27 protein-coding genes and 1 pseudogene are annotated in these 24,773 nt (G+C 56.4%); 12 read left to right on the top strand and 16 right to left on the bottom strand.

Annotated features, from left to right (window positions below; genetic code table 11):
• Nucleotides 1-6 precede the first annotated feature (6 nt).
• Genes flgH through GGQ68_RS00105 form a run of 8 tightly spaced genes read right to left on the bottom strand, consistent with a single transcriptional unit; the run spans nt 7 to nt 4,059 of the window.
• A complete protein-coding gene (gene flgH, locus GGQ68_RS00140; RefSeq protein ID WP_246429192.1) occupies nt 7-717 on the bottom strand; it encodes a flagellar basal body L-ring protein FlgH in 711 nt (236 codons plus the stop codon).
• Nucleotides 718-743: 26 nt separating this feature from the next.
• A complete protein-coding gene (gene flgA, locus GGQ68_RS00135) occupies nt 744-1,160 on the bottom strand; it encodes a flagellar basal body P-ring formation chaperone FlgA (RefSeq protein ID WP_183962256.1) in 417 nt (138 codons plus the stop codon).
• On the bottom strand, nt 1,160-1,945 hold the full coding sequence (flgG, locus tag GGQ68_RS00130; RefSeq protein WP_183962254.1) for a flagellar basal-body rod protein FlgG: 786 nt from the start codon (nt 1,943-1,945) through the stop codon (nt 1,160-1,162). The genes flgA and flgG overlap by 1 nt, the downstream gene beginning before the upstream one ends.
• 10 nt (nt 1,946-1,955) lie before the next feature.
• Nucleotides 1,956-2,669, bottom strand: a complete 714-nt coding sequence (locus GGQ68_RS00125) for a flagellar hook-basal body complex protein (RefSeq protein WP_183962252.1) — start codon at nt 2,667-2,669, stop codon at nt 1,956-1,958.
• A gap of 1 nt (nt 2,670) precedes the next feature.
• The gene (locus GGQ68_RS00120; protein WP_183962250.1) at nt 2,671-2,940 is read right to left on the bottom strand and encodes a flagellar biosynthetic protein FliQ; all 270 of its coding nucleotides are present in this window, start codon (nt 2,938-2,940) and stop codon (nt 2,671-2,673) included.
• A 4-nt stretch (nt 2,941-2,944) separates the two neighbouring features.
• Nucleotides 2,945-3,238, bottom strand: a complete 294-nt coding sequence (gene fliE / locus GGQ68_RS00115) for a flagellar hook-basal body complex protein FliE (RefSeq protein ID WP_183962248.1) — start codon at nt 3,236-3,238, stop codon at nt 2,945-2,947.
• Between the two features lie 41 nt (nt 3,239-3,279).
• The gene (gene flgC, locus GGQ68_RS00110) at nt 3,280-3,669 is read right to left on the bottom strand and encodes a flagellar basal body rod protein FlgC (protein ID WP_183962246.1); all 390 of its coding nucleotides are present in this window, start codon (nt 3,667-3,669) and stop codon (nt 3,280-3,282) included.
• 12 nt (nt 3,670-3,681) lie between these two features.
• On the bottom strand, nt 3,682-4,059 hold the full coding sequence (locus GGQ68_RS00105) for a FlgB family protein (protein ID WP_183962244.1): 378 nt from the start codon (nt 4,057-4,059) through the stop codon (nt 3,682-3,684).
• 84 nt (nt 4,060-4,143) lie between these two features.
• Here GGQ68_RS00105 and GGQ68_RS00100 point away from each other — a divergent pair, with 84 nt between their 5' ends.
• On the top strand, nt 4,144-5,514 hold the full coding sequence (locus GGQ68_RS00100) for a FliI/YscN family ATPase (RefSeq protein WP_183962242.1): 1,371 nt from the start codon (nt 4,144-4,146) through the stop codon (nt 5,512-5,514).
• A gap of 18 nt (nt 5,515-5,532) precedes the next feature.
• Here the strand turns inward: GGQ68_RS00100 and GGQ68_RS00095 are convergent, their stop codons facing one another.
• The 6 genes from GGQ68_RS00095 to GGQ68_RS00070 all read right to left on the bottom strand — a co-directional run bounded on the left by GGQ68_RS00095 (nt 5,533) and on the right by GGQ68_RS00070 (nt 9,683).
• Entirely contained in the window at nt 5,533-6,741 is a 1,209-nt protein-coding gene (locus GGQ68_RS00095) for a DUF1217 domain-containing protein (RefSeq protein ID WP_246429191.1), read from the bottom strand.
• The gene (gene flbT / locus GGQ68_RS00090; protein ID WP_183962240.1) at nt 6,741-7,145 is read right to left on the bottom strand and encodes a flagellar biosynthesis repressor FlbT; all 405 of its coding nucleotides are present in this window, start codon (nt 7,143-7,145) and stop codon (nt 6,741-6,743) included. The genes GGQ68_RS00095 and flbT overlap by 1 nt, the downstream gene beginning before the upstream one ends.
• Nucleotides 7,142-7,519, bottom strand: coding sequence for a flagellar biosynthesis regulator FlaF (gene flaF, locus GGQ68_RS00085; RefSeq protein WP_183962238.1), 378 nt, complete (start codon nt 7,517-7,519; stop codon nt 7,142-7,144). The genes flbT and flaF overlap by 4 nt, the downstream gene beginning before the upstream one ends.
• A gap of 74 nt (nt 7,520-7,593) precedes the next feature.
• Entirely contained in the window at nt 7,594-8,871 is a 1,278-nt protein-coding gene (locus tag GGQ68_RS00080; RefSeq protein WP_183962236.1) for a flagellin, read from the bottom strand.
• A gap of 202 nt (nt 8,872-9,073) precedes the next feature.
• Nucleotides 9,074-9,421, bottom strand: coding sequence for a flagellar export chaperone FlgN (flgN, locus tag GGQ68_RS00075; RefSeq protein WP_183962234.1), 348 nt, complete (start codon nt 9,419-9,421; stop codon nt 9,074-9,076).
• The gene (locus tag GGQ68_RS00070; RefSeq protein WP_183962231.1) at nt 9,414-9,683 is read right to left on the bottom strand and encodes a rod-binding protein; all 270 of its coding nucleotides are present in this window, start codon (nt 9,681-9,683) and stop codon (nt 9,414-9,416) included. The genes flgN and GGQ68_RS00070 overlap by 8 nt, the downstream gene beginning before the upstream one ends.
• Nucleotides 9,684-9,795: 112 nt before the next feature.
• On the opposite strand from GGQ68_RS00070, the gene GGQ68_RS00065 reads away from it, so the two are divergent.
• The gene (locus GGQ68_RS00065) at nt 9,796-11,640 is read left to right on the top strand and encodes a flagellar hook-length control protein FliK (RefSeq protein ID WP_183962229.1); all 1,845 of its coding nucleotides are present in this window, start codon (nt 9,796-9,798) and stop codon (nt 11,638-11,640) included.
• A 9-nt stretch (nt 11,641-11,649) separates the two neighbouring features.
• Nucleotides 11,650-12,360 carry a flagellar hook capping FlgD N-terminal domain-containing protein gene (locus tag GGQ68_RS00060; protein WP_183962227.1) on the top strand — a complete coding sequence of 237 codons (711 nt, stop codon included), beginning with the start codon at nt 11,650-11,652 and terminating at the stop codon, nt 12,358-12,360.
• A 17-nt stretch (nt 12,361-12,377) separates the two neighbouring features.
• Here the strand turns inward: GGQ68_RS00060 and ubiB are convergent, their stop codons facing one another.
• Both ubiB and ubiE read right to left on the bottom strand, forming a co-directional pair.
• Nucleotides 12,378-13,910 carry a 2-polyprenylphenol 6-hydroxylase gene (gene ubiB, locus GGQ68_RS00055; protein WP_183962225.1) on the bottom strand — a complete coding sequence of 511 codons (1,533 nt, stop codon included), beginning with the start codon at nt 13,908-13,910 and terminating at the stop codon, nt 12,378-12,380.
• Nucleotides 13,907-14,659, bottom strand: coding sequence for a bifunctional demethylmenaquinone methyltransferase/2-methoxy-6-polyprenyl-1,4-benzoquinol methylase UbiE (gene ubiE, locus GGQ68_RS00050; RefSeq protein ID WP_183962223.1), 753 nt, complete (start codon nt 14,657-14,659; stop codon nt 13,907-13,909). Before ubiE ends, ubiB begins: the two co-directional genes overlap by 4 nt.
• An 86-nt stretch (nt 14,660-14,745) precedes the next feature.
• On the opposite strand from ubiE, the gene mutM reads away from it, so the two are divergent.
• The 9 genes and pseudogenes from mutM to GGQ68_RS00005 form a co-directional block, all read left to right on the top strand.
• Entirely contained in the window at nt 14,746-15,597 is an 852-nt protein-coding gene (gene mutM / locus GGQ68_RS00045) for a bifunctional DNA-formamidopyrimidine glycosylase/DNA-(apurinic or apyrimidinic site) lyase (protein WP_183962221.1), read from the top strand.
• A 66-nt stretch (nt 15,598-15,663) separates the two neighbouring features.
• Nucleotides 15,664-16,440, top strand: coding sequence for an enoyl-CoA hydratase (locus tag GGQ68_RS00040; RefSeq protein WP_183962219.1), 777 nt, complete (start codon nt 15,664-15,666; stop codon nt 16,438-16,440).
• A 212-nt stretch (nt 16,441-16,652) separates the two neighbouring features.
• On the top strand, nt 16,653-16,919 hold the full coding sequence (gene rpsT, locus GGQ68_RS00035; protein WP_183962217.1) for a 30S ribosomal protein S20: 267 nt from the start codon (nt 16,653-16,655) through the stop codon (nt 16,917-16,919).
• A 528-nt stretch (nt 16,920-17,447) separates the two neighbouring features.
• The gene (gene dnaA, locus GGQ68_RS00030) at nt 17,448-18,830 is read left to right on the top strand and encodes a chromosomal replication initiator protein DnaA (protein ID WP_183962215.1); all 1,383 of its coding nucleotides are present in this window, start codon (nt 17,448-17,450) and stop codon (nt 18,828-18,830) included.
• A 153-nt stretch (nt 18,831-18,983) separates the two neighbouring features.
• Nucleotides 18,984-20,102 carry a DNA polymerase III subunit beta gene (dnaN, locus tag GGQ68_RS00025; RefSeq protein ID WP_183962213.1) on the top strand — a complete coding sequence of 373 codons (1,119 nt, stop codon included), beginning with the start codon at nt 18,984-18,986 and terminating at the stop codon, nt 20,100-20,102.
• 81 nt (nt 20,103-20,183) lie between these two features.
• Complete coding sequence (gene recF / locus GGQ68_RS00020) at nt 20,184-21,290, top strand: DNA replication/repair protein RecF (protein ID WP_183962211.1); 1,107 nt, start codon at nt 20,184-20,186, stop codon at nt 21,288-21,290.
• 73 nt (nt 21,291-21,363) lie between these two features.
• On the top strand, nt 21,364-23,781 hold the full coding sequence (gyrB, locus tag GGQ68_RS00015; RefSeq protein ID WP_183962209.1) for a DNA topoisomerase (ATP-hydrolyzing) subunit B: 2,418 nt from the start codon (nt 21,364-21,366) through the stop codon (nt 23,779-23,781).
• Nucleotides 23,782-24,165: 384 nt separating this feature from the next.
• The gene (locus GGQ68_RS00010; RefSeq protein WP_183962207.1) at nt 24,166-24,405 is read left to right on the top strand and encodes a hypothetical protein; all 240 of its coding nucleotides are present in this window, start codon (nt 24,166-24,168) and stop codon (nt 24,403-24,405) included.
• Between the two features lie 165 nt (nt 24,406-24,570).
• Nucleotides 24,571-24,773, top strand: a pseudogene (locus tag GGQ68_RS00005) (transposase); the annotation flags it as partial.

Genomic DNA, 24,773 nt, shown 5'->3' with positions numbered 1-24,773 from the left:
GTGTCCTCAGAAAGGGAGAATCGCATCCAGCACTTGCTGGCCGATCCGGGGTTGCTGGACGTCGGTGATCTGACCACGCCCACCGTACGAAATTCGCGCTGAGGCGATTTTGTCATAGGTGATTTCGTTTTGGCGGGAGATATCTTCTGGCCGCACGTAGCCGGACACCAGAAGTTCACGCAACTCAAAGTTGACGCGGACCTCTTGACTGCCTTCGATCGACAAAACGCCGTTCGGCAGAACGTCAAGAACGGTTGCAGCTATGCGGAGAGTCAGGCTTTCGCTGCGGCGCACTGATCCTGTGCCATTTGAAGAGGCGGAACTGTCTATGCTCACTGCACTGTCGAGGCTCGCACCATCGGTGATGCCTTGGTTTATTCTTTCCGGATAGCCAAAAAGATCAGGGATGGCCAAAGATTCAGATCCACCGCGTGAGCGCGCTGTCGTGTTCTGGATCTCTGCGCTGTCATCGATAGAAATCACCACGGTCAGGATATCGCCACGTTTCATGGCGCGGCGATCACCGAGCAATGAGGTTTGCCCGCTGGTCCAGAGCGAGGCCTCGTCCGTGTTTCGTGCGGGCGGGGCCGCATCTGAAATGCCGGACGCGATCATGGCCACCCGCTCCGGGCTTTGGGTTTGTGGCGTGAAATCCGGTTCCTTTCCGATGTGGTTGACCCGCTCGCAGGCCGTCAGAGAGCAGATGATGCCGATCATACCAATGGTGCGCAGCATAGGGATCCTCATTGCGCCACGAGGACAGTCCCGTCCTCGGCGATTGTGCCGAACAGGGTTGTTCGGGAGCTGACATTCATAACACGGATGCGGTCGCCAACAGCCCCACGGCCAAGCGCGCGCCCTTCCGTTGCGATCCGCAATCCGCCTTGATTATAGATGATTTCCACGACCTGATTTCGGTCGATAACAGCGGGCTCCGCCACTGTGCCGACCATCAGGGCGCGACCAGGATACACGGCATAGAGTGCTTCCAGCCCGATGACCTTTTCCAGCGAATCGTAGGCTCCGGGAACCTGTGCCGGATCCAACCGCACTGCATCGGCCGAGATGATCTGCTGTGCACGAATTGTACGTGTCGCGACCACGGTTTCGGCCTGTACGGCAGAGCAGAGGCAGAGGAAAAAAGTCAGCGGTAGTCGCATCAGCGCACCTGTGTCGTGGCGCCAAGCATCTGATCCGCCGCCGAAATGACTTTGGAATTCAGCTCGTACCCGCGCTGCGCTTCGATCAGATCGGTGATTTCTTTGACGGCATCCACGGAGCTGTCTTCAAGGTACCCTTGTCGCAATGTGCCCAAGCCATCGAGACCGGGCGTTGATTGCAGGGCGGGACCGGAGGCTTCGGTTTCGACAAACAAGTTCGAACCAATCGCTTCCAGACCTTTGGCGTTGCTGAAGCCAGACAAGGAGAATTGTCCCAGTAATTGCGCCTGCGCCGCGCCAGCGAAGTATGCATAGACCTCGCCGTCAGCGTTGACGGAAATTCGGGTCGCATCGTCGGGAATCGTGATTTCGGGAGAGACAGCGTAGCCATCCGATGTGACGATCAGACCTTCGCCTGTGCGTTTCAGCCCTCCGTCACGCGTATAGGCAAGCTGGCCAGAGGGAAGGGTGACTTCGAGATAGCCATTGCCCTCAATTGCCACGTCGAGGTCGCCCCCCGTGGCGGAGAGCGAGCCTTGCGACAGCTGCACGGTGACAGAGGCCGGTCGAACGCCAAGGCCAAGCTGCACACCGGTCGGCAGCACGGTGCCGTTGGAGGCGCTGACCGTCCCGGCACGGGCAAGTTGTTGATAATGCAGGTCCGCAAACTCCGCTCGCCGCGCGTTGTAGCCGGTGGTGGACATGTTTGCGAGGTTGTTCGAGATGACCTCGACCCGCATTTGTTGGGCGCTCATGCCGGTGGCGGCAATCTTGAGTGCGCGCATGGTACTGCTCCTATTTCACGAATGCTTTGAGGGCATCTCTGATGCGTTGATCTTCACGTTCCGAAAAGCTCTGGCCCAATTCGTAGGCGCGCTGCACCTCGACCATGCGAGCCATCTGCAAGATGGGATCGACGTTGGAGGCCTCGGTAAATCCTTGCATGACGCGGGGATTTTCGACTGGTTCAAATCCCGCTTCGGCATTGAACAACTGGCTGCCCTCCCGAACCATCGCAAGGGAATCAATCGGTTGGACCACGCCGACCTGTCCGATGGGGCGGCCTTCTGAGCTGATTGTGCCGTCTTGGGACACAGCAAGTTGCACGCCGCCCGGTGGTACAAAGATCGGTGCTCCGCCCGCGTCGAGCACGGGGTAGCCATCAGAGTTCACCAGCGTCCCTTCTGCGCTGGGCGAAAACGCCCCCGCGCGGGTCAGCCGCTCACCATTTGGCGTGCCGACAAGGAAGAATCCGTCGCCCTCAACGGCAAGATCGTACATGCCTCCTGTGGGTTCCAGTTCGCCTTGGATAAAGGACGTGTTGTGGATGCGTCCCTGCGCCATCGAGATGGAGTTCACATCGTCGCCGGACGTAATGTACTCTGAAAAGATCACACCCTCTTGACGAAAGCCTGTGGTGTTGGCGTTTGCGATGTTGTTCGCGATAACTTGCATTTCGCGCAGCAAGCCAGATTGGCGCGCCAACGCGGTGTAGCCGGCGGTTTCCATGTCAGCCTCCTGTGATGATGGGAATAATGCGTTCCTGAAAGAAGCCGATAAGCGTGTTTGTCATAAAGCTCATCGACATCCAGAACACGGCCACGATGGCCATCAGCTTTGGCACGAAGGTCAGCGTCATTTCCTGGATCGAGGTCAGCGCCTGCAACAGACCGATGCCAACACCGGCAATCAAGGCCGCTGCCAGGATCGGGGTGGAGGTAACAGCTGCCACCCAGAGCCCCATTCGCAACGTGTCAAAGAAGATGGCTTCGTTCATCATGGCGTTAGACCGGCATCCGCAGGATTTCCTGATAGGCCTCCACGACCTTGTCGCGTACGGCGACAACGGTCTCAACGGCCAGTTCGGATTGGGCCAACGCTTCGACAAGCGCATGCGGATCGGCATCACCTGTCATGGCTTGTTGTGCGATCTGTTCCGCCTCCTCCATCTGGCCGACGAAATCTTGCGTAACGCGCGCAAATTCCTCCTCCAGGGGGGTGGCTTTGGTGGGGTCCGGCACCATGGCCGGCTTGGAAGCCGCGTATTTCTGCGCGGCATAAAGCGATCGGACGTCCATTCTGGTCTCCTTTCACGGTGGTTAAGGTTAAGTGGGGGGCTTTAGCGCCGCAGCAGATCCATCAGTGACGTGGACATCTGCCGGGTTTGGTCGAACATTTTAAGATTGGCTTCGTAAGATCTCTGGGCTTCGCGGGCATCTGCGATCTCGATCATCAGATCGACGCTCGATCCCTTGTAGTTGCCCGTTGCATCGGCAAGCGGATGGTCTGGATCGTAGATATCCGGTAGCTCGGTGCGCGACAGGTTCACATCGCCGGGAGCAACGGTCGACAGGCCACCGTCATTGCGTTGCATGTCAAACGACATTGTCTTGCGCCGATACCCAGGCGTGTCGACGTTGGCGATGTTTTCAGACACCACGCGCAGGCGCGCGGCTTGGCTTTTGAGTCCGCCGGTGGTGACGGACAGGGCGTCAGAGAATGCGCTCATGACGGTGCTCCTTTATCTGCGGCCAAGGCTGGCACGAAGAATGCTGAGATTGTTGCGATAGATGGCCAAGGCACGGTCATGTTGCCGCTTTGCGCCCACGGCAAAGACCATCTCTTCTTCAAGAGAGACGGTGTTCCCGTTGGGGTCGACCTCAGCATCGCGTCTCGTGACGTCCACGTCGCGTCCGGTGGTCCCGTTCAGGTGACTGGCCCGGGTGGCGCGTTGGCCCATCATCGACTCTCGCAGGGTCGAACTGAATTCCGGCACCGCTTTGGCACGGTAACCGGGTGTATCCGCATTTGCGATATTCTGCGCGCTCATGGCCTGTTGCAGGCCAGCGTGTCGCGCCATCGCCATCGCCGTTCTGAAGACGTCCAGGTTTTGGAACATCGGGGCTTCTCCCTCGATTGCTTCAATCAAGGCTTAACTGTGATTCCTTTAGAAACGGTTTGCGGACACTGAATGGAGCGTACGATGGAAGAAGAGATCACAGGCTTGAGAGCGCGGATTGCGCAGATGCATCCCGTACGCGCCGTCGGGAGGGTGCAGTCGGTGGATGGTACGACCATCTGGGTGCGCGGGCTGGCAGAAGTCGCCTGCATCGGAGACCGCTTGCGGCTACTCCACGGGCCAAATGTCCTGGGTGGGGAAGTTCTGCGGATTCGCGATGATCTGGTAGCTATGCTGCCTGACGAGGTGGCAGAAGGTGTATCCCGCGGAGATCGTGTGGCTTTATTGGGACCGCCGACCTTGGCGCCTTGTGACAGTTGGATCGGTCGGGTGATCGATGCCTATGGACGCCCGTTGGATGGTGCGCCGTTGGGACCGGGTCAAAAACAGCGCCCATTTCGAGCCAGCCCGCCACCCGCGGCCGCACGTCGCCGTCTAGGTCCGCGCCTCGGTACAGGTCTCGCGGTGTTCGACACTCTCCTGCCGATTGCTCAGGGTCAGCGAATCGGTCTTTTCGCGGGTTCAGGCGTTGGCAAGTCCCGGCTGCTCGCGCAATTGGCGCAGGGGGTCGAAGCTGACGTGGTTGTCTTGGCGCTCGTGGGGGAGCGCGGGCGAGAGGTGTTGGATTTTGTAACACAGGTCTTGGGTCCGGAAGGTATGGCGCGCAGCGTTGTGGTTGCGGCAACCTCGGATCGTTCTCCCTTGGAAAGGCGGAGATGCCCCCTGGCCGCGATGACCATTGCTGAGCATTTCCGAGACCAAGGTAAACATGTTCTCTACCTTGCGGATTCCATCACCCGCTTTGCCGAAGCGCATCGAGAAGTTGCCATAGCTTCAGGTGAGTTACCTGCTTTGCGCGGCCATCCTCCCTCCGTGGCGCATCAAATTATGCGGCTGGCAGAGCGGGCCGGGAGCGGAACCTCAGAGACTGGGGATATTACGGCTGTGTTCAGTGTGCTCGTCGCCGGATCTGACATGGAAGAGCCCATCGCAGACATCCTGCGCGGGGTTCTTGACGGGCATGTGGTGCTGGATCGGCAAATCGCCGAACGGGGTCGTTTTCCTGCAATTGATTTGCTTCGTTCTGTCTCGCGAAGCCTGCCGGAGGCTGCAAACGAACGTGAAAATGCGCTCATTCAGGACGTCCGAAGACTTCTAGGCGCCTACGCACGCTCGGAGACTATGATAAGAGCAGGCTTGTATCGCGAAGGCGAAGATTCGGTTCTGGACCAAGCAATGCGCATATGGAGCGAACTCGATGCTTTTCTTGCCGAGCCATCGCCGGGCGGGCCGGAAAACGCCTTCCAGCGGCTGGAACTTCTTCTTCGTCGCGCCAGTGCCACTCGGCGTCAGCAGCCAACGCGCGCGAGACCTAATCGTGTGCAAGCACGCTGATGCGATTTTGGTGGGCCGTCAGAAGCTTCGATTGCCCATCGAAGACAATAGCGTCAGAGCAATCTGGTTGGATCCAAAGCCTGCGTTGGACGAGATATCGGTTTGCAGAAGGTAACTGTAGATCAATTTATTGCGAACTTCCTCATCTTTGATATCTTCAAAGGAGTTTATTCCAAACCTACTCTTAGATTTTTCTTTCATCATCTCGACTTGTTTGTCGATATCGATTTGGCTGAAGCCGTTTGGCAACCCCAGAGCTGTTTCAAAAACATCGCGCATCATGGAGTTTCCCAAGACGTTGTACCATTTTGTATTTTCAGAAGCATCCAATCCAGCAAGTGCTGGGGCTTCACGCTGAAAGCTAAGCGCCGTTCCAATAGCTGGATTCACGTTGTCTACGGCCTCTGCGAACAGCTGCCATTCGTAATTGTCTATGATAGTATCAGCGAAATCTTCTTTCTGAATAGAAGTGACAGGTTCCGTGTCGAAACCAAAGGCTTTGGTCAACTTTATCAGCCCGCGATCGCCTAAAATGTTTGCCAAAGAAGCTGGATTATCTGCACCTTCCTCAAGAACGCGTTTTAGCAAATTCTTGGAGTTTGTACGATCCTCTACGCCAAATGCAGATAAAGCGACCTTTAATATATCATCATCGTTCAGAAAATCATCGACGGATGTTATCGCCCCGATGTTTTCCTCAAAATAAGTCTTTGTTGTTTCCATCGCCTCAATGGCGGCAGCCTCAAGTGTGGCGGCTGCAAGCGGATTGTTAACGTACTCTTCAGTCTCTAGCAAGGTTTCAAGGTCACTGCGGATTTTTGCATCGTAGGCCGCAACTATGTCCGCAGAAAACCCATCTTTTTGAAATGGGAATTCGGTCGTTTCCTCAAAATTAAAGGCCGAAGCTAGAGCAACGTATCTACTATCGTTAAGTTTTTTGGCCAACGCATCGTCGTCCTTCGCCCCTTCGGCTAAAACTCGCTTTACCAGATAGGTACTGTTGACTTCTTCTCCCAAGCCGAAAGCTGAAAGAGCAACACGCAACAGCGTACGATCTTCAATCAGCTCGTCACTTGAAGAAATTGAACCAATTTTCTCACGAAAATAGGCCGTGTCGCGTGCCATATCAGCGCTGGCATTAAATGCCGAGCGCTGGTTGTCCATAGTCTTCTGCAAAACCTGCCAGCCGATAAGACCGGAGCCTGGGATCATCGGTGTAATGGGCATTATTTGTGTCCTGCCGCCAAAAGCCGATCCTCACGTGGGATCAGAGCTCTTAGTGCCTTGAGGCATTGATAGAATTGATCGCCAAGAAGTGCGTCCGTGGCCTGCGTCAGCAGTCGGCGACTGTCTGGGTCAATCAGGATATGGCTGAGTTCTTCAATCCGGGGAAGAATCTGTGATCTGGCATCGTCTGGTTCCGCGTCGCCCGTTAGTATCAGCTGAGCTGTGTAGCAAAGCCTGCGGACAGGGGTGCGGGCTTCGTCCGGATGGATTGCATCCCGCAGCCGCAAAACATTGGCATTAGGTGTCACAATCGAAAGCCTGCTCCGCTTGTCACCATTTTCAATGACGGCACCGTTTATGAGAACGCGTTCTCTAGGGCCGAGCTTTAATACTAGTCCGCTCATCGATTGGTCCTCCGTCCGCTCAAGCCTTTCAGGATAGCGGCGTTGATTTCCAGCAGGGGAGTAATCCGACCTTTCCGTGTCAATACTTTGGAAGTTTGCAGTTGGACGAACTCCGCAAGGTAGAAGATCCGCGCGCGAAGCTCCTGTGGAAGTTGATTGCGATCGTCGGCCACATCCACAGCGAGGGCTGTCCATAGCCTCTGATTGTCTGAGAGGGCTTCGACCAGCTTGGGGTACTGCATCGGGCCGGCTTCCGCGGCAGCCTTGATGCGATGTGTCACACGAGCAATTAGCTCATACTCCGTACCGCGCGGTGTCTGAGTGGTCCGTGCATTCTGGGCATAGGCCCGCAGCGCTTGGGTTTGGGCGTTCACTTGAGAACCTTCTGGCTTAGAGGGTCAAAGAGTGTAAACCGAAGGCCAGCTTATCCGGCCTCCGGCGGGCTAATTTACTGGAACAGCGACAAGAGCGACTGAGGCGCCTGGTTCGCAATCGACAGCGCCTGCACACCAAGCTGCTGCTGGACTTGGAGAGCCTGAAGACGGGCTGAGGCTTCTTCCATGTCAGCATCAACAAGAGTTCCAATGCCGGATTTAAGGGCATCGGTCAGTCCTGATACAAAGTCGAGCTGTGTCTCAATCCGGCCCTGAGCAGAACCAAAAGATGCCGCAGCGTCGATGGCCGTGTTTATCAGACCTTCGATCTCTTGGAGTGCATTGTCAGCCCCGACCTGAGTGGTGACATCCACATCAGCGAGTTGCCAGAGTCCGCCTCCCACTGTTGCGCCGGTGGCCTGAAAAGCCGCGTATGCAAAGTCGATCCCATCCGTCGTGTCTTCAAATTCGAGCACGAGACCGGTGTCGCCGGTTGCATTGGCGCTGCCAACGGTGGCCGACACAGTGTTGGCATCGCCAGTGTTAATAAGCCGGGCAAGAGCGTTTGCCACGTCTTTTGCGGTATCACCGTCCCGAGCCACGTATTCGTATACCCCGGCAGTTGGAGTAAAATCACCGCCGCCATCACCAATCGTAGCGTTCCCTGCGGGTGCCGACAACGTAACTTGATAGCCAATTCCCGCCTCGACCACGCCACCTTCGAAGGTGATGGTTCGAGCCGCAGCACTGGACGCACCTGTCACACTCCCTGCGGTACCCGTTATGTAGTCGGTCAATGTTCCCACACCTGTGGACCCAATCACCTGTTCTTGAAAGGAGAGGTCCTCCTTGGAAACGTTGATATCAGATGCGGTCACGCCGGTTCCGGATCGGTCAAGCGATGACAGGATGCTGATTTCGCCGGTACCTGCGATCAGAGAAACATTCGACAGGAGGTTTAGGCCGTTGAACTGTGCCGCCCCGACAACTGCAGAAATCTGATCCCGCAGCGCGGAAATATCAGTCTGAATTTTTTCTCGATCTACGTTTTCTTCTTGGGCGGATACAATCTTGCCTTTGATGTCGGTCAGAAGATCAGAGACAGTCTCAGCCGCCTGGCGGGCGACCGCAACTGTCGACTGGCCAAGATTAAGGCTGTCCGAAATTCCCTTGAAGCCCTTGACATCAGCTTCCATGACTTTCGAAATTGCCCAAACGGCAGAATTATCTTTGGCATTAGCAACAGTCTTCCCGGTGGAGATTTCTTGCTGCGTCTCACCAAGTTTAGAGTTGATGGATTTCAGGGTTTGCAGTGCCACCATGGCGCCGTTGTTCGTCAGGATGCTAGACATGTTTTGTCCTTGCTGTTCAGAAGGCGCTTTGCGCCGGTTGCTTTGGCCGCGAACGGCATCTCTGACGTCTTTCTGACGTATACAGCCCGAAGCTTTATTCGACCTGCGCCACCCAATTTAGGTGCGCTGACCAACTAACCTGCGGAATCCTAATGGAGCGCTAAAAACCTCTTTTCTGGTATCGCAGATTTGACCTAAATCCTTATGCTTTGCGCTCCAGCTTGCGCTTTTCAGGGGCTTGTATGGATTGTTTTCGCCCGAGAGAATCATAGGTTTGCGTGGATTTTCGTGCTCGGCTTAGATCGCCAAGGCGTGCAGCTACATTGCGGATCCCCGCCAGAGCCTGATCAAATAATTCCTGATTCCGGCGTAAGCCTGCTCTGAGAGGAAGCAAGGTTTCCCTGCGGGCATCATGTTCACGCAACTGCTTCACGAGGTCCTGCTTTTCCTCAACCAGAGACTCTATGCGGTTGAAGTCGCCTTTCAACAAAGCCTCTCGCTCCTGTTTCAGCAGTCGTTCCAGTCGTTCTGTCGTGGTCGGTTCAGACATCGGCCCGCTCCTTCAATGCATGATAAATAGACTCTGCCAAACCGATACCGCCGCTCTCCGCCATTTGTCGGGCCTGTTCCAACCGCAAGAAGGAAGCGAATTGATCCTCGCCAGCCCCCCCGCCCATTGCTTCGGGAGTTTTTCCAACACCCGCGACCTTTAGCATCTCTGCTAGAAAGTTAGCTTCCAGTTCGGTTGCAGCCGCGCGCATTTTCTGCTCGCGCTGTACAGTAGCTGCGAGGAAATCAGATGGCAGTTCCATGATGTTTCTCTCCAATTCGACTCATCTCGGACCGTTTTGAGGGAGATGCAGTAAAGAACCGGTAAGGATGTTTGGATTACATTCCAGAAGTGGAAGAATTCCAGGAGCGAACATGCTGAACCAGTTGACAAGCCTGTTGGGCCTGGCCCCGAAGATGGTCGAGGCCCATGAAAAGCCCACGGCGAAGGGCGACGATTTCTCAGACGTTTTTGCGGAAACTAACGTACCATCTCATCAGTCCAAAGATGCCGGGGCAGAGCTGGAACGAGACCCCCCGCCTGATAATGCGGTTGCGGAAGAAACGAATGATAAAAGAGACCTTGGTATTGCTGATGAGGTAGACGCGTCAGAGGATTTGGATTCGGACTATCCAACTGAGACCGATCTGATTTTGGATGTGGCGTTAAAGGATGTAAATAAATCAAGCCTTGTCTCATGGAAAGGTGATCCTGAGTCTTCAACCGATAGGCAGTATCTTAAAAACTCCTTTCAATTTTTGGAAAATGTGAGCAAGTCTACTAGTGACAGCGATTTCAAGTCGACCTCTCCAAAGGAAAGAAATACCAATCACGAGCTGCTTGGCGCAAATAATATCTTGAGCAGAAAAGATGTTACCTCCTTGAATAATATACCTGCCCAAACGTCGGAAGCGGAAAAAAGCTGGGTTTCGAAAGACGTTAAGCAGTCGATTGGTTTGGCTTTGGAAGGTGCGGAGCGTATTAACCGGGCGGCCACGAATATCGAGGAGCCGAAGAAAACTGGCCTTCACGGCCGGGATAACGTCAAAGACGAAGCGGTTGTTGCCATTTCAAAATCGGCTGAAACTTCTGTCACTGATCAGAGGGCTACGGGCGTATTTGGAAAGGAGCGCCGCTCTATCCGGCCTCCAATTTTCTCTACCTCAGGCCTCGGCGCCGCGCCAAGTTCAGACACTCAAAAAGGTCCGGCTGGTTCGGGTCTCAGCTTTCCGACGGACAACGAGAAGTATACCGCTTCCCACGCGATAGCGTCGGTTGCCTCAAGGCAGGATCCAGCAATGGGAAAGTCTGTTCGCGGCGCGTCCGAAGAAACCGCATCAACGCTTTCAGTGAACGTGAAAATGGTCTCCGCCGAAAAAGAGGAAACATCCGGACATAGACACAAGTCAACTCACTTTATGTCAGGCTTGGGTGACCAGAGTATATCCGCAATCAGCGAAACACATAAGGAAGGCGTGACTCAGTCAAAGGCGGAGGAAATGTCGTTAACCTTCGGCAAAAACGAGGTTCCCAGATTTATATCTCGGAGAGCTGCGCGAGAGCTGGAATCAAAAAGTTTGAGCAGTAGAGTTGTAGGTCCAGCTTCATCAGTATCACCACAACCGACAAGCACATCGCTTGGGGTGACGGCCTCAGGGCTGTCGGTGGCTCCTATAGCCCAAGAGAATCTAGCGAAAGGAGCCCCTTTGGGTCAGATTGACGTCGAGGCTGAAGCGGAGGCCGACCTCATTCTGGAGGAGCTGTCGCTTGGCGCATCAACACGTCGCCAAGTGACGAGCTCCGCGCCGCACGGAATCCTTCAAAACGCTCCTAACCGTTCAGAAGCTGCTGCTGTTGTGCGCCAAATAGCTGAGGGCGCTGCACGAGTAACCGACGGCACCGTGGAGTTGAGGCTTCAACCGGAAGAACTTGGCCGCGTACGAATGTTTCTCGTTTCTGGAGAGCACGGCTTAACAGTTACCATTCTGGCGGATCGACAAGAAACGCTCGATCTCATGCGCCGAAACGTGGACGAATTGGCACGTAACCTATCCGACGCGGGCTTCGAAGGGGCGGGCTTCTCATTTGGTGAGGACCCAGGCTCAGATGACGACGAATCCACGCGAAGCATCCGCCAAGACCCACGCGAGGAACCGGAACTTAACCAAAAGGCCAATATATCTACCCAACCGGTGGACGGTTTGGATATCAGGATTTGAGGACTAGACATGGTTGAACTTACTTCTCCCCCGCCTCTTTATAAAAGCGCTGCATCCACGACGGTGAAGCAGGCGCAAACGGCAGACAAGGCCGCGTCTTCACAGACCGAGGAAGACGCGGCCGTTCTCAGCTCCGACTTCGAGACATTTCTGAAGATGCTAACGGTTCAAGTCCAGAACCAAGACCCGCTCAATCCCGTGGATTCTACCGAATATGCGACGCAGTTGGCGACTTTTTCTTCGGTTGAGCAGCAGGTTCAGACCAATGACCTTCTGCGCGGGCTTAGTTCCACCTTGGGCGGGAGCGCATTGAGTGATGCAAGCCGATGGATCGGAATGGAAGGGCTGGTGCGTGCCCCTGTCTCTTTTTCCGGTCAGGCAATCTCTGTGCGACCGGAATACGCGGCGGGTGCTGACGCCGCTGAAATGGTTGTGCGAAACTCAGAAGGCAGCGAAGTCGCGCGCTATGAGGTTTCTGTCGGGGAAGAGAGCATTGTCTGGGGCGGACACGCTGAAGACGGCAGTCAAATGCCCGCAGACATCTACTCTTTCCACATCGAAAGTTTCAGTGAAGGCAATTTGCTGTCCAACTCAATGTCTGAAATCTACAGTCGCATTGATGAGGTGCGAAACGATGATGGTGTCATAATCGTGCAATTGTCCGATGGCACTGAAATGAACGCCGAGATGATCGCGGGATTGCGCGCACCTATGGGGTGATCTCGCCCGGCGTTGCATCAATTGAACATGTGCAACGCCAAGGTTCCTGCAACGCCAAGCGCACATCCCAGCGACGCCCAGCCGACGCGAGAAGCCCACGGACGCTTGCGGGGTTCCGGCTCTGGGGTCGCTTGGCGGATCAAGGCGGCCTCGACCAGCTTTGGCAGGCGTGGACCAAATCTTGCCATGACTTGCGCAGTTTTCCAAAGATCCGAGGCCGCAGCTTTTGGACCGATCGAGCCTTTGATATAATCCTCGACCACCGGTTGCGCGACTTTCCAGATGTTCATACGCGGATCAAGAGACCGTGCCACGCCTTCAACCACCACCATCGTGCGTTGCAAAAGAATCAGTTCTGTCCTGGTTTCCATCCCAAAGCGTTCGGTGACCTCGAACAGGTAGGCCAACAATTTACCCATTGAGATCCGCGTCGCGTCCATCCCGAAAATGGGCTCGCCAACAGCCCGCAGAGCTCGCGCAAATTCGTCGATATCGCGGTCCCCGGGAACGTAGCCCGCTTCAAAATGTACCTCAGCCACGCGTTTGTAATCTCGACGAATGAAACCAAACAGGATCTCTGCGTAAACGCGGCGTGTATATTCGTCGATATGACCCATGATGCCGAAATCATAAGCAATAATGTTGCCGTTTGGAGCAACCTTCAGATTCCCTTGGTGCATGTCAGCATGGAAAAAACCGTCGCGCAAAGCGTGATTGAGGAACAGTTGCAGCACCCGTTGAGACAACACGGCCCGGTCATGGCCGGCAGCGTCCAGCGCAGCGTTGTCACCCAGGGACTCGCCGGCAGCCCAGCTCATGGTCATGACCTTTCGGCCTGACAGCATCCAGTTCACCTGTGGCAGTTCAAAGCCTTCGTCTTTCACCGTGTTGGCTTGGAATTCGCTGGCGGCCGCCGCCTCCAACCTGAGGTCCAGTTCACCCATCACCACTCCCTCGAAGTGAGCGATCACATCGCGGGGGCGCAGGCGGCGCGACGAGGGCGAGAGGGTTTCGATCATCGCGGCAGCGAACCAAAATGCGTCCAGGTCCTTGCGGAAGGCCCGCTCGATACCGGGGCGCAACACCTTGATTGCGACTTCCTCGCCGGTTTCACGCAGAGTGGCCTTGTGCACTTGGGCAATGGAGGCGGCCGCGACGGGTTCGCTGAAGTCGGAGTAGATCTCGTCGACCGGCATCCCCAGCTCTTCTTCGATCTGCTTTTTGGCTTCTTCGATGGGGAAGGGGGGCAGTTTGTCCTGCAACACGCGCAATTGGGTTGCCATCTCGGCGCCGACCACATCGGGTCGCGTGGACATGATTTGTCCGAATTTGATGTAGGCCGGTCCCAAAGCCTGAATTGCGCGAACGACGGGTGGCAGCGTCGGATCACCCTTTTCACCAAGCCAGCTGAACGGCCAAGCAAGCACGCGCGCCGCCAGTCGCAACGGGGCAGGCGCATCAAAGGCATCAAGCGCCACGCGCATGGCGCCGGTCCGCTCGAACGTGGCGCCCGTACGGATCAGTCGCCAGATATTATGCGGGCCCCTCAAAGCTTCCAGCCCGAATGCAGGCAGGCCACGCCCATCGTCAGATTGCGGTATTTGGCATTGTCGAAACCGGCCTTGCGGACCATCGACAAAAACGTTTCCTGATCGGGGAACTTGCGAATACTTTCAACAAGATACTGATATGAATCGCGGTCTCCGGCAATCACCTGACCCATGCGTGGGATGATGTTGAAAGAGTAGAGATCATAGGCCCATTGCATCATTTCATTGGGGATCTGGCTGAACTCCAACACCATCAGCCGGCCACCGGGTTTTAGCACGCGATACGCTTCGTTCAGTGCTTCTTGGGGACGGGTGACATTTCGGATGCCGAATGAAATCGTATACACGTCAAAGGTATTGTCAGCAAAGGGCAGCTTCATCGCATCGCCGACCACCCAATCCAGAGAGTCGGCCATGGAGGCAGCCTCAGCCCGTTTGCGCCCTTCGACCAACATGGATTCGGTGATGTCCAACACGGTGGAATGGCCAGACCCAGCGCGTTTGAGGAACCGGAAGGAAATATCCCCTGTGCCGCCCGCGACATCCAGCAGTTTCTGGCCGGGCCGCGGGGCCAGCCAATCCATCATCGCATCCTTCCAAACGCGATGAATCCCAAAGGACATGGCATCGTTCATCACGTCATATTTTGATGCGACGGAGGTGAAAACACCCTGAACCCGCCCAGCCTTTTCCGCCTCCGGGACCTCAGTAAAGCCGAAATGTGTCGTCTTGTCAGGATCTTGCGCCATATACGCCTCTCAGGGCTTGTCGTTACACCGTCTGACCCCTTCTTATAGAGCGCCGCCCGGCCGTTACAATGCGAAGGACCCAGACAATGCCCGAATTGCCCGAAGTCGAGACAGTGCGTCGCGGCCTGACCCCCGCTATGGAGGGCGCGGTGATCTCCCGCGCACAGGTAAACCGCCCGGATTTACGCTGGCCGTTTCCGGAACGCATGGCTGACCGACTCACGGGCGCGAAGGTTTTGCAACTGCGCAGGCGGTCGAAATACATTCTTGCAGACCTGTCGACAGAGGAAACGCTTCTGATTCATCTTGGAATGTCGGGACGGATGCTGGTGTCCGGCGATCCGCTGGGACAGTTCGTGCATGACCATCCCGCTGCGGAAAAACACGATCACGTCGTCTTTGACATGGAAAATGGGGCGCGCGTGACGTTCAATGATCCGCGACGTTTCGGGGCGATGGACTTGCTCGACACCTCGACAGCAGAACAGCATCCATTGTTGGTGCAGATCGGGCCGGAGCCGCTGGGTAACCTGTTCACCGAATCTCATCTTGTAGAGCGACTCAAGCCACGGAATACGGCTATTAAATCCGCTCTTCTTGATCAGAAAATTGTCGCCGGGCTGGGCAATATCTATGTGTGCGAGGCGCTTTTTCGGGCGGGAATTCATCCCGGTCGGCGCACGCGCAACATTGCTGCCGCGCGGATTGCCACGCTTGTGCCCATCATCCGCGAGGTGCTGCGCGATGCCATTGAGGCGGGGGGCTCGTCCTTGAAGGATTTTCGCCAAGCTGATGGAGAACTTGGGTACTTTCAGCATAGCTTCGACGTTTACGGACGGGAGGGCGAACCATGCCGCTCGGCCGATTGTGACGCTACGATACAGAGGGTCGTGCAATCGGGCAGATCCAGCTTCTATTGTCCATCTTGCCAAAGATAGGCTTGATCGGTCTGAACCAGATGTTAAGGCTGGGCGTCTGACGGAACCTGACGGAGCCCAATGCCCATGGCCTATGAGACGATCATCGTCGAAGTAGAAGACCACGTCGCCACAATTAAGCTCAATCGCCCAGATGCCCTTAACGCGCTCAACTCAGAGCTGTTGCGGGAACTGGGGACTGCGCTGGCGGAAGCGGATCGCAACGACAAGGTTCGCGCGATCATCATCACTGGTTCACCTAAGGCATTTGCCGCTGGGGCCGACATCAAGGAGATGTCGGAAAAGAGCTATGTGGACATGTACATGTCCGATTACTTCGGACCCGAAGGCGGTGCCATCGTGTCCACCCGCAAGCCGATCATCGCCGCCGTCGCAGGCTATGCGCTGGGCGGCGGTTGTGAGCTGGCCATGATGTGCGATTTCATAATCGCGGCGGATACGGCCAAATTCGGCCAGCCGGAAATCAACCTCGGGGTCATTCCCGGTTTGGGCGGCACGCAGCGTCTGACGCGTTTCATCGGCAAGTCCAAGGCCATGGACATGGTCCTGACGGGCCGGTTCATGGGCGCCGAAGAGGCCGAGCGCTCCGGGCTGGTCAGCCGCGTGGTGCCTGCGAAAAGCTTGTTGGAAGAGGCACGCTCTGCGGCTGAGAAGATCTCCGAAAAATCGATGATTTCTCTGCTCGCGGCCAAAGAGCAGGTGAACAACGCGTACGAGACGACCCTGGCCCAAGGCTTGTTGTCGGAGCGACGCGCTTTTCACGCGCTGTTCAACACCGAAGATCAAAATGAAGGCATGTCTGCTTTCATGGAAAAGCGATCCGCACAGTTCCGCGATCGCTGAGTGAGATAACTGCGGGCAAAGTGGGGCGGAAACGTCTTGCCCGCAGGGCTATGCTGCTTTATAGGCAGCTGCCATACATGCGCGTGATGCCCGCTCAGGCAAGAATCGGTCCCGTGGTCAATTCGGGTCTGCAACGGCTTTCGCCGCGCACACCAGTTTTGAACCGAATTCGCTGCTTAGATCAGCGATCACATCAGTAAGGACCGATCCTCATGGCAAATACAGCCCAGTCAAAAAAGCGCGCAAAGCAGTCCGAAAAGCGTTACTCCGTCAACAAAGCACGGCGTTCGCGCGTTCGGACCTACCTGCGTAAGGTCGAGGAAGCCATCGCTTCCGGTGATCAGGCTGCAGCAAAGGCCGCTTTGACCGCAGCTCAGCCCGAGCTGATGCGCGGCGTCACCAAAGGTATCTTCCATAAAAACACTGCATCGCGCAAAATGTCGCGCCTCGCGGCACGTGTAAAGTCCATGGCGGCCTGAACCGTACCTGCGATTTCTGCCCGCGTGGGCAGACATGTACACTTCTATAAGTGACCGAAGAGCATCACCCCCGTGTGATGCTCTTTTTTTATTTCCTGAATAGTTTTCAAACGCTTCTGAGAGTCGGGAGATTCTTTTTCGGGAATCTCCGAGTCAAGTTGGAAGTTCAGTTGCCGCTGCCTGTGGATGGTTGGTAATTTCACCCAGCGAGTCACACCGCAGATATGGGGGGACAAGGCTGCCGATTCCATCGCTCCTGCCGGGGCATGGGATACGTCGCAAGGATGCTGTCACAAGTTTATCCGCGCGATGATCAGGGGAAACCCTGGCCTGTCCAAAGTACATGAAACGAGCCTGTTCGGCTCATCACACCGTCGGGACAATGGCGTGTGAGTTGATCGGTTCTGGAGCATTGTCTCCGTCTCATGCCTTTCGGGTATGGGGTCGATAGTTTCGTGCTTCATGCAAAGGTTTGGCCCGCAGCTGCGCGCACGCGGCTTACGGAACGAAACGAGGAACAGTTGGCGGATGACAAAAGAACAATGGGGCGCCCTCCAAGAGCAGATCTGCAAGACGATCGGACAGAACAATTACAAAACCTGGATCGAACCTCTCCGCTTCCGTGGTGTTAACGACGATGGCATCGTGACACTCCAGGCGCCGACGAATTTCTTTGGCACCTATGTGTCCCAGAATTTTGGCGACATGCTCCTGGCGCAGATCTCAACCAAGGATTCAAAGATCCGACGTTTGAACTTTCAGGCCGGTATCAGCGAAGCATCGCGCGCGCCTGATGAGCCGAAAAAGCCTGTTGAGCTGCCCGGCGCGGCAGAACCCGTTGCCCGGGCGACCACGGCAAAGGATCAGGCTTTGCCCGGTGCGCCGCTGGATATGCGTTTCACCTTCGACACTTTTGTCGTGGGGAAACCGAACGAACTGGCCCATGCGGCCGCCAAGCGCGTGGCCGAAGGTGGTCCTGTGACGTTCAACCCGCTGTTCCTGTATGGGGGCGTGGGTCTTGGTAAAACGCACTTGATGCATGCAATTGCGTGGGAGTTGTCGCAGCGCAATCCGCACCTGACAGTGCTGTATCTGTCGGCGGAACAGTTCATGTACCGCTTTGTGCAGGCGCTGCGAGAGCGCAAGATGATGGATTTCAAGGAGATGTTCCGTTCCGTCGACGTTCTGATGGTTGACGACGTGCAATTCATCGCTGGCAAGGACTCCACACAGGAAGAGTTTTTCCACACGTTCAACGCGCTGGTGGATCAGAATAAGCAGATCATCATTTCTGCCGACCGCGCGCCGGATGAGATCAAGGAGCTTGAGAACCGCATTCGCTCGCGTCTGCAATCCGGCCTCGTGGTCGATCTGCATCCGACGGATTACGAGCTGCGTCTTGGCATCCTGCAGTCCAAGGTTGAGGGGTATCGCGAGATGCACCCTGGGCTGGAAATCGACGATGGCGTGCTGGAATTCCTCGCGCATCGTATTTCCACCAACGTGCGTGTTCTTGAAGGGGCGCTGACCCGTCTGTTCGCCTTTGCGTCCTTGGTCGGTAAGCCGATCAACATGGATCTTGTGCAGGATTCGCTGGCAGACGTCCTGCGTGCGTCGGAACGGAAGATCTCGATCGAGGAAATCCAACGCCGTGTTGCGGAGCACTATAACATTCGCCTGTCCGACATGATCGGGCCAAAGCGCGTGCGTAACTTTGCCCGCCCACGTCAGGTTGCGATGTACCTGTGCAAAAAGCTGACCTCGCGCTCGCTGCCCGAAATCGGGCGCCGCTTCGGGGGACGTGATCACACCACGGTCATGCACGGTGTGAAGCGCATTGACGAGTTGCGTCAATCGGATGGGCAGATCGACGAAGACGTCGAAATGCTGCGCCGCGCGCTCGAAGCCTGAGACGTCAACACAACACATGGCCGCGCGCCGTTGCATATGCGCCGCGCGGTCTTGACGCTTTGGTAAATACGTTCGACAAATCGCAAAACTGGCTTGGACCACGCGACGCTCCGCGCTAACGTGCGCGTCCGGACTGACGAAGGGGTAAGGGCGATGAAATTCAGCATGGAACGGGCGACGCTGCTGCGCGCTGTAGCTCAGGCGCAGTCGGTGGTGGAACGGCGCAATACGATCCCAATCCTTGCCAATGTGCTGATCGAGGCCGAGGGCGAGACCGTAAGCTTCCGCGCGACGGACCTCGACATCGAGGTTCTGGACAAGGCGGTGGCGCAAGTCGAGAAGGCCGGCGGGACCACGGTCAGCGCGGTCACTTTGCACGAGATCGTCCGAAAACTGCCTGACGGCGCACTGGTGTCGCTAAGCGAAGAGCCTGGATCTGGCCGCCTGACAGTTTCGGCAGGTCGTTCCATGTTCAATCTCGCGACCCTGCCCAAGGAAGATTTCCCGGTTATGGCGTCGAGCGAGTACAGCTCGAACTTCACAGCCAAGGCGCAAGTGTTGCGCCGCTTGTTCGACAAGTCGAAGTTTGCAATCTCCACAGAAGAAACGCGCTACTACCTGAATGGCGTATACATGCATGTGGCAGATGGCGACGGCGGCAAAAAACTGCGCTGCGTTGCGACGGACGGCCACCGGCTGGCCCGCATCGACGCAGATCTGCCGGACGGCGCCGAGGATATGCCGGGTGTTATCGTGCCGCGCAAGACCGTTGGCGAGATGCGCAAGCTGCTGGATGAGGATGACATGGACATTGCCGTGTCCGTCTCTGAAACCAAAGTGCGCTTTGCCACTCCGGAAATCACGCTGACCTCAAAGGTCATTGACGGTACTTTCCCCGACTACACGCGGGTCATCCCGCAGGGCAACACGCGCAAGCTGGAAGTGGATGCGACCGAGTTTGCAAAGGCCGTGGATCGCGTCGCGACCGTCTCGTCAGAACGCTCACGTGCCGTAAAACTGGCGTTGGATGAGGACCGGCTGGTGCTGTCCGTCAACGCACCTGACAGTGGTGCCGCCGAAGAAGAGCTGGCCGTGGCCTATGGTGACGAACGGCTGGAGATCGGATTCAACGCCAAGTACTTGCTGGAAATCGCGTCGCAGGTTGATCGTGAAAACGCTGTTTTCATGTTTAACTCCTCCGGTGATCCGACCCTGATGCGCGAGGGCAATGACACCTCTGCGGTCTACGTCGTTATGCCAATGCGCGTTTGACTTCAGATTGAGCCGATTTTTGCCAAAAATCGTGCCTTCGGCGAGAGTATTTTTGAAGCAAAGAAGCCGGGAGCGTGGCGCGTGTACCTGACGTCGCTGACCCTGTCGCACTTCCGATCTCATAAACGGGCGGTGGTCGAAGTCGATCATCGCCCTGTTGCCATTTGGGGTCCGAACGGCGCTGGCAAAACCAACTTGATCGAGGCGGTTTCGCTCTTCTCACCCGGGCGTGGTTTGCGGCGGGCGTCAGCGCAGGAGATGGCGCGGCGGCCGGAAGCGCTTGGCTGGAAAGTCAGCGGTGATCTGGTTGGGGTGAACGGCGCGCATGAGGTGTCTTTTGTCTCAGAAGGGGGCGCGGCGCGCCAGGTGCGGGTGGACGACAAGCCTGCGTCTCAGGTCGCGTTGGGGCGTCTGGCGCGTGCGATTTGGCTGATTCCCTCCATGGACCGGCTGTGGATAGAAGGAGCGGAGGGGCGCAGGCGATTTTTGGACCGTCTCACGCTGTCGTTTTTTCCCGATCACGCGCAGGCGTCGCTGGACTACGAGAAAGCAATGCGGGAGCGCAATCGTCTGCTCAAGGACATGGTGCGAGATGCCAATTGGTATGCCGCGCTTGAGATCCAGATGGCTGAGGCAGGCGCGGCTATCCATTTGAACCGCCGGGCTGCAGTTGCGCGCATTGCGCAGGCACAGGCCGGGGCGGAGACGGAGTTTCCAACCGCTATTTTGAAGTTGGTTCAGTCAGAGGGGGATATGCCCCAGTCCATGGAAGACCTGCGTGCTGCGCTGTCCGAAAGCCGATCGCGCGATCTCCAGGCCGGGCGGACTTTGGTTGGACCGCATCGGACGGACCTTCTGGGCACCTTTGCGGCAAAAGAAGTCCCCGCGTCCGAGTGTTCGACCGGAGAGCAAAAGGCGCTTCTGATTTCGCTAATCATGGCGAATGCGCGCGCGTTGGCAGAGGATGTGGGGGAGCCGCCGATATTGCTTTTGGATGAAGTGTCTGCGCACCTTGATGCAGGACGCCGCGCTGCATTGTTTGACGAGATTTCCGCGCTTGGCGCGCAGGCATGGATGACTGGAACCGGACCCGAAATGTTTGCGGAACTTGGTGACCGGGCGCAGGCACTGGAGGTCACGGAGGAGGGGGCTTCCTCTGTTGTTTCGAAAGCAGCGCTGAGCCACTAAATCTTGTGTCATACGCGTGACATTCCCCGCGCCCGGGTCTATAAATCGGGCGATAATAACAAGGGAAATGGGCATGTCCGACCAGCCGAGCGCCAACACCGAGTACGGCGCCGATTCCATCAAGGTTCTCAAGGGCTTGGAAGCAGTCCGCAAACGTCCCGGCATGTACATCGGCGACACCGACGATGGCTCGGGCCTGCATCACATGGTCTACGAGGTCGTGGATAACGGCATCGACGAGGCGCTGGCCAAACATGCAGACTATGTGCATGTGAAAATCCACGCCGATTCCTCTGTGTCCGTGCGCGACAACGGCCGTGGTATTCCCACCGATATTCACACCGAGGAGGGCGTCTCCGCCGCGGAGGTCATCATGACCCAGCTGCACGCGGGCGGTAAGTTTGACCAGAACTCCTACAAGGTGTCCGGCGGTTTGCACGGCGTGGGTGTGTCTGTGGTGAACGCGCTTTCTGTTTGGCTTGAGCTGCGCATCTGGCGCAACGGCAAGGAACATTACGCAAAATTCGAACACGGTGATACCTCAGAACATCTTCGTGTTGTCGGCGAGGCAAATGGCGAAACCGGGACAGAGGTGCGCTTTCTCGCCTCGACGGGCACGTTTTCCAATCTCGATTATGACTTCCACATTCTGGAAAAGCGCCTGCGCGAGCTGGCCTTCCTGAACTCGGGCGTGCGGATCATCCTCGAAGATGAGCGTCCGGCAGAGCCGATCAAATCCGAACTGCACTACGAAGGCGGTGTCCGCGAATTCGTGAAATACATCGACCGGTCCAAAACGGCAGTGATGCCGGACCCCATTTATATGGACGGCGAAAAGGACGGAATCGGTGTCGAAGTCGGCATGTGGTGGAACGACAGCTACCACGAAAACGTGCTGCCTTTTACCAACAATATTCCTCAGCGCGACGGCGGCACCCACATGGCGGGTTTTCGTGGCGCATTGACACGTCAGTTGCAGAAGTACGCCCAGGAAACCGGCATTGCCAAGCGGGAGAAGATCAACTTCACCGGTGATGATGCGCGTGAAGGTTTGACTGCAGTGCTGTCGGTCAAAGTGCCGGATCCGAAGTTCTCCAGCCAGACCAAGGACAAGCTTGTCTCGTCCGAAGTGCGCCCGGCGGTCGAGAGCCTCGTGAACGAAAAACTTGGCGAATGGTTCGAAGAAAATCCGACCCAAGCCAAGCAAATCGTCGGCAAGATCATCGAGGCTGCAATGGCCCGAGAAGCAGCGCGCAAGGCCCGCGATCTCACTCGCCGTAAGACGGCGATGGACGTGTCGTTCAACGCGGCCAAGCTGAAGGATTGCTCGGAGAAAGACGCCTCCAAAACCGAACTGTTCCTGGTGGAGGGTGACTCCGCCGGTGGATCTGCTCAGACCGGACGTGATCGCCGGAATCAGGCGATCTTGCCCCTTCGTGGCAAGATCCTGAACGTGGAACGTGCGCGCTTTGATAGGATGCTGGGGTCGCAGGAGATCGGCAACCTTGTGATGGCGCTCGGCACGGGCATTGGCCGTGACGAGTTCAACATAGACAAGTTGCGCTACCACAAGATCATCATCATGACCGACGCGGATGTTGACGGTGCGCACATCCGAACCCTCCTGCTGACGTTCTTCTACCGTCAAATGCCAGAGTTGATCGAGGGTGGTTACCTCTACATCGCCCAGCCGCCTTTGTTCAAAGTGGCACGTGGCAAGTCCGAGGTTTACCTGAAGGACCAGCCTTCTCTCGATGACTATTTGATCCAGCAAGGCATTGAAAATGCACAGCTTATACAAGGAAACGGCGAGGTCATCGCCGGACAGGATTTGATCCGTGTGGTCGACGAAGCTCGTCAGTTGAAACGTGTTTTGGAAGCCTTTCCGACACATTATCAGCGACACATCCTGGAGCAGGCCGCCATCGCCGGGGCCTTCGTTCCGGGCGCGGTGGACAGCGACTTGCAGGGCGTGGCCGATGCTGTTGCAAAGCGGCTTGACCTGGTTGCGCTGGAATATGAGCGTGGCTGGCAGGGTCGAATTACCCAAGACAAGGGGGTGCGTCTCGCGCGCATCCTGCGCGGTGTTGAAGAGGTCCGCACCTTGGACGGTCCGATGCTCCGCTCGGGTGAAGCACGCCGCACAGGCTCTTTTACCGAAAGCTTGATGTCAGTCTATGGTCTACCGGCAACGTTGGAGCGTAAAGACCGCCGGCAACTGATTCACGGACCATTGGAGCTGCTTAAAGCGATCCTGGAAGAGGGCGAAAAGGGTCTCTCTTTGCAGCGGTACAAGGGGCTTGGGGAAATGAACTCTGGTCAGCTGTGGGAAACCACTCTTGACCCGGATGCGCGCACTCTTTTGAAGGTGACCGTGGATGACATGGCAGAAGCAGACGATCTTTTCACCAAGCTGATGGGTGATGTCGTCGAACCGCGCCGGGAATTCATCCAGCAAAATGCGCTATCTGTGGAAAACTTGGACTTCTGATTCGGTTTGTAGGCGCGCGCGTAGTTTTTCGCCGCGCTCATAGTTTTTCGCGTGCTGAGGTCGAGGTGCGACCACGTTTTCCATGACTTTCAGAAGGTTAGCGCGAAATTCAGGCCCTCGCGGAAAGTGAAGATGCTTCTCGCGGAGCGCGTAGAGCAGCGTCTGCAAAACGAACGATCTTCGCGATTGTGTCTCGGTTGATGCCTATTGCCCATCAACCGAGACAGAAGCCTACTTCTCCGCAGGAAAAACTTGAGCTTCAGCTCAGCGTTGAAAGCCGGCGTGGCGATCGCAGGGAGCGCACGTAATCTTCAATTGCGGCTCCGGTCTTGATTTGACTGGATTTTATGTGCCTCATTTCCGAGTTCGCGAAAGAGGTGCGTGATGCCAGAATTGGACCCGAATATAGCTTTTCCGATCGCCGTCCTGATATTCCTGATCGGTTTTCCGCTTTTTCTCATTCTATTCTCGGTCGCGCGACGGCGGACAAAGCGCCTCGGTCGCGAGCTCGATCAGGAGAAGACGCGGGCCTCCGAAGACCGCGACCGGATCCTCGCGGAGGAAAAGGAGAAGCGGCAGGCGATCGAGCAGAAATACTCACCGATCATCGATATGGAGGCCTAGGTCGGGCGGTTGAAAGCTGAGTCTGAAGAGTTGGCCAGGAATATCGACGACCCGCGATCCAGCTAGGCCAGCAAGCGCGAGACCATGAAGAAGCTCGAGCATTGGACATGTCACGGTTTGATGCCGCTGCTTTGTTAGCATTTACTGCAACAAAGGAGATGAACTATGAGACTGAAACGGACGGACGAGTTTCGCAAGGATGCGGTGCGGATAGCACTGACCAGCGGGCTAACGCGTAAGCAGGTGCTGATGATCTGGGTGTCGGCATGTCGGCGCTGAACAAGTGGATCACGGCGCACCGAGACACGGATGTGGTGTCAAAAGAGGATTTTGGCCTCGCTCAAGAGAATGATCGGCTTCGGCGCGAG

This window comes from Sagittula marina (assembly GCF_014196795.1).
GTDB lineage: Bacteria > Pseudomonadota > Alphaproteobacteria > Rhodobacterales > Rhodobacteraceae > Sagittula > Sagittula marina.
Note: the sequence above shows the minus strand (reverse complement) of the source record. Positions and strands in the feature narration are given on the sequence as shown.

Excerpts from the sequence above, each read along its gene's own strand:
- flgH (WP_246429192.1), bottom strand. The coding sequence starts at position 717 with ATGATCGGCATCATCTGCTCTCTGACGGCCTGCGAGCGGGTCAACCAC.
- flgA (WP_183962256.1), bottom strand. The coding sequence starts at position 1,160 with ATGCGACTACCGCTGACTTTTTTCCTCTGCCTCTGCTCTGCCGTACAG.
- flgG (WP_183962254.1), bottom strand. The coding sequence starts at position 1,945 with ATGCGCGCACTCAAGATTGCCGCCACCGGCATGAGCGCCCAACAAATG.
- GGQ68_RS00125 (WP_183962252.1), bottom strand. The coding sequence starts at position 2,669 with ATGGAAACCGCCGGCTACACCGCGTTGGCGCGCCAATCTGGCTTGCTG.
- GGQ68_RS00120 (WP_183962250.1), bottom strand. The coding sequence starts at position 2,940 with ATGATGAACGAAGCCATCTTCTTTGACACGTTGCGAATGGGGCTCTGG.
- fliE (WP_183962248.1), bottom strand. The coding sequence starts at position 3,238 with ATGGACGTCCGATCGCTTTATGCCGCGCAGAAATACGCGGCTTCCAAG.
- flgC (WP_183962246.1), bottom strand. The coding sequence starts at position 3,669 with ATGAGCGCATTCTCTGACGCCCTGTCCGTCACCACCGGCGGACTCAAA.
- GGQ68_RS00105 (WP_183962244.1), bottom strand. The coding sequence starts at position 4,059 with ATGTTCCAAAACCTGGACGTCTTCAGAACGGCGATGGCGATGGCGCGA.
- GGQ68_RS00100 (WP_183962242.1), top strand. The coding sequence starts at position 4,144 with ATGGAAGAAGAGATCACAGGCTTGAGAGCGCGGATTGCGCAGATGCAT.
- GGQ68_RS00095 (WP_246429191.1), bottom strand. The coding sequence starts at position 6,741 with ATGCCCATTACACCGATGATCCCAGGCTCCGGTCTTATCGGCTGGCAG.
- flbT (WP_183962240.1), bottom strand. The coding sequence starts at position 7,145 with ATGAGCGGACTAGTATTAAAGCTCGGCCCTAGAGAACGCGTTCTCATA.
- GGQ68_RS00080 (WP_183962236.1), bottom strand. The coding sequence starts at position 8,871 with ATGTCTAGCATCCTGACGAACAACGGCGCCATGGTGGCACTGCAAACC.
- flgN (WP_183962234.1), bottom strand. The coding sequence starts at position 9,421 with ATGTCTGAACCGACCACGACAGAACGACTGGAACGACTGCTGAAACAG.
- GGQ68_RS00070 (WP_183962231.1), bottom strand. The coding sequence starts at position 9,683 with ATGGAACTGCCATCTGATTTCCTCGCAGCTACTGTACAGCGCGAGCAG.
- GGQ68_RS00065 (WP_183962229.1), top strand. The coding sequence starts at position 9,796 with ATGCTGAACCAGTTGACAAGCCTGTTGGGCCTGGCCCCGAAGATGGTC.
- GGQ68_RS00060 (WP_183962227.1), top strand. The coding sequence starts at position 11,650 with ATGGTTGAACTTACTTCTCCCCCGCCTCTTTATAAAAGCGCTGCATCC.
- ubiE (WP_183962223.1), bottom strand. The coding sequence starts at position 14,659 with ATGGCGCAAGATCCTGACAAGACGACACATTTCGGCTTTACTGAGGTC.
- mutM (WP_183962221.1), top strand. The coding sequence starts at position 14,746 with ATGCCCGAATTGCCCGAAGTCGAGACAGTGCGTCGCGGCCTGACCCCC.
- GGQ68_RS00040 (WP_183962219.1), top strand. The coding sequence starts at position 15,664 with ATGGCCTATGAGACGATCATCGTCGAAGTAGAAGACCACGTCGCCACA.
- rpsT (WP_183962217.1), top strand. The coding sequence starts at position 16,653 with ATGGCAAATACAGCCCAGTCAAAAAAGCGCGCAAAGCAGTCCGAAAAG.
- dnaA (WP_183962215.1), top strand. The coding sequence starts at position 17,448 with ATGACAAAAGAACAATGGGGCGCCCTCCAAGAGCAGATCTGCAAGACG.
- dnaN (WP_183962213.1), top strand. The coding sequence starts at position 18,984 with ATGAAATTCAGCATGGAACGGGCGACGCTGCTGCGCGCTGTAGCTCAG.
- gyrB (WP_183962209.1), top strand. The coding sequence starts at position 21,364 with ATGTCCGACCAGCCGAGCGCCAACACCGAGTACGGCGCCGATTCCATC.
- GGQ68_RS00010 (WP_183962207.1), top strand. The coding sequence starts at position 24,166 with ATGCCAGAATTGGACCCGAATATAGCTTTTCCGATCGCCGTCCTGATA.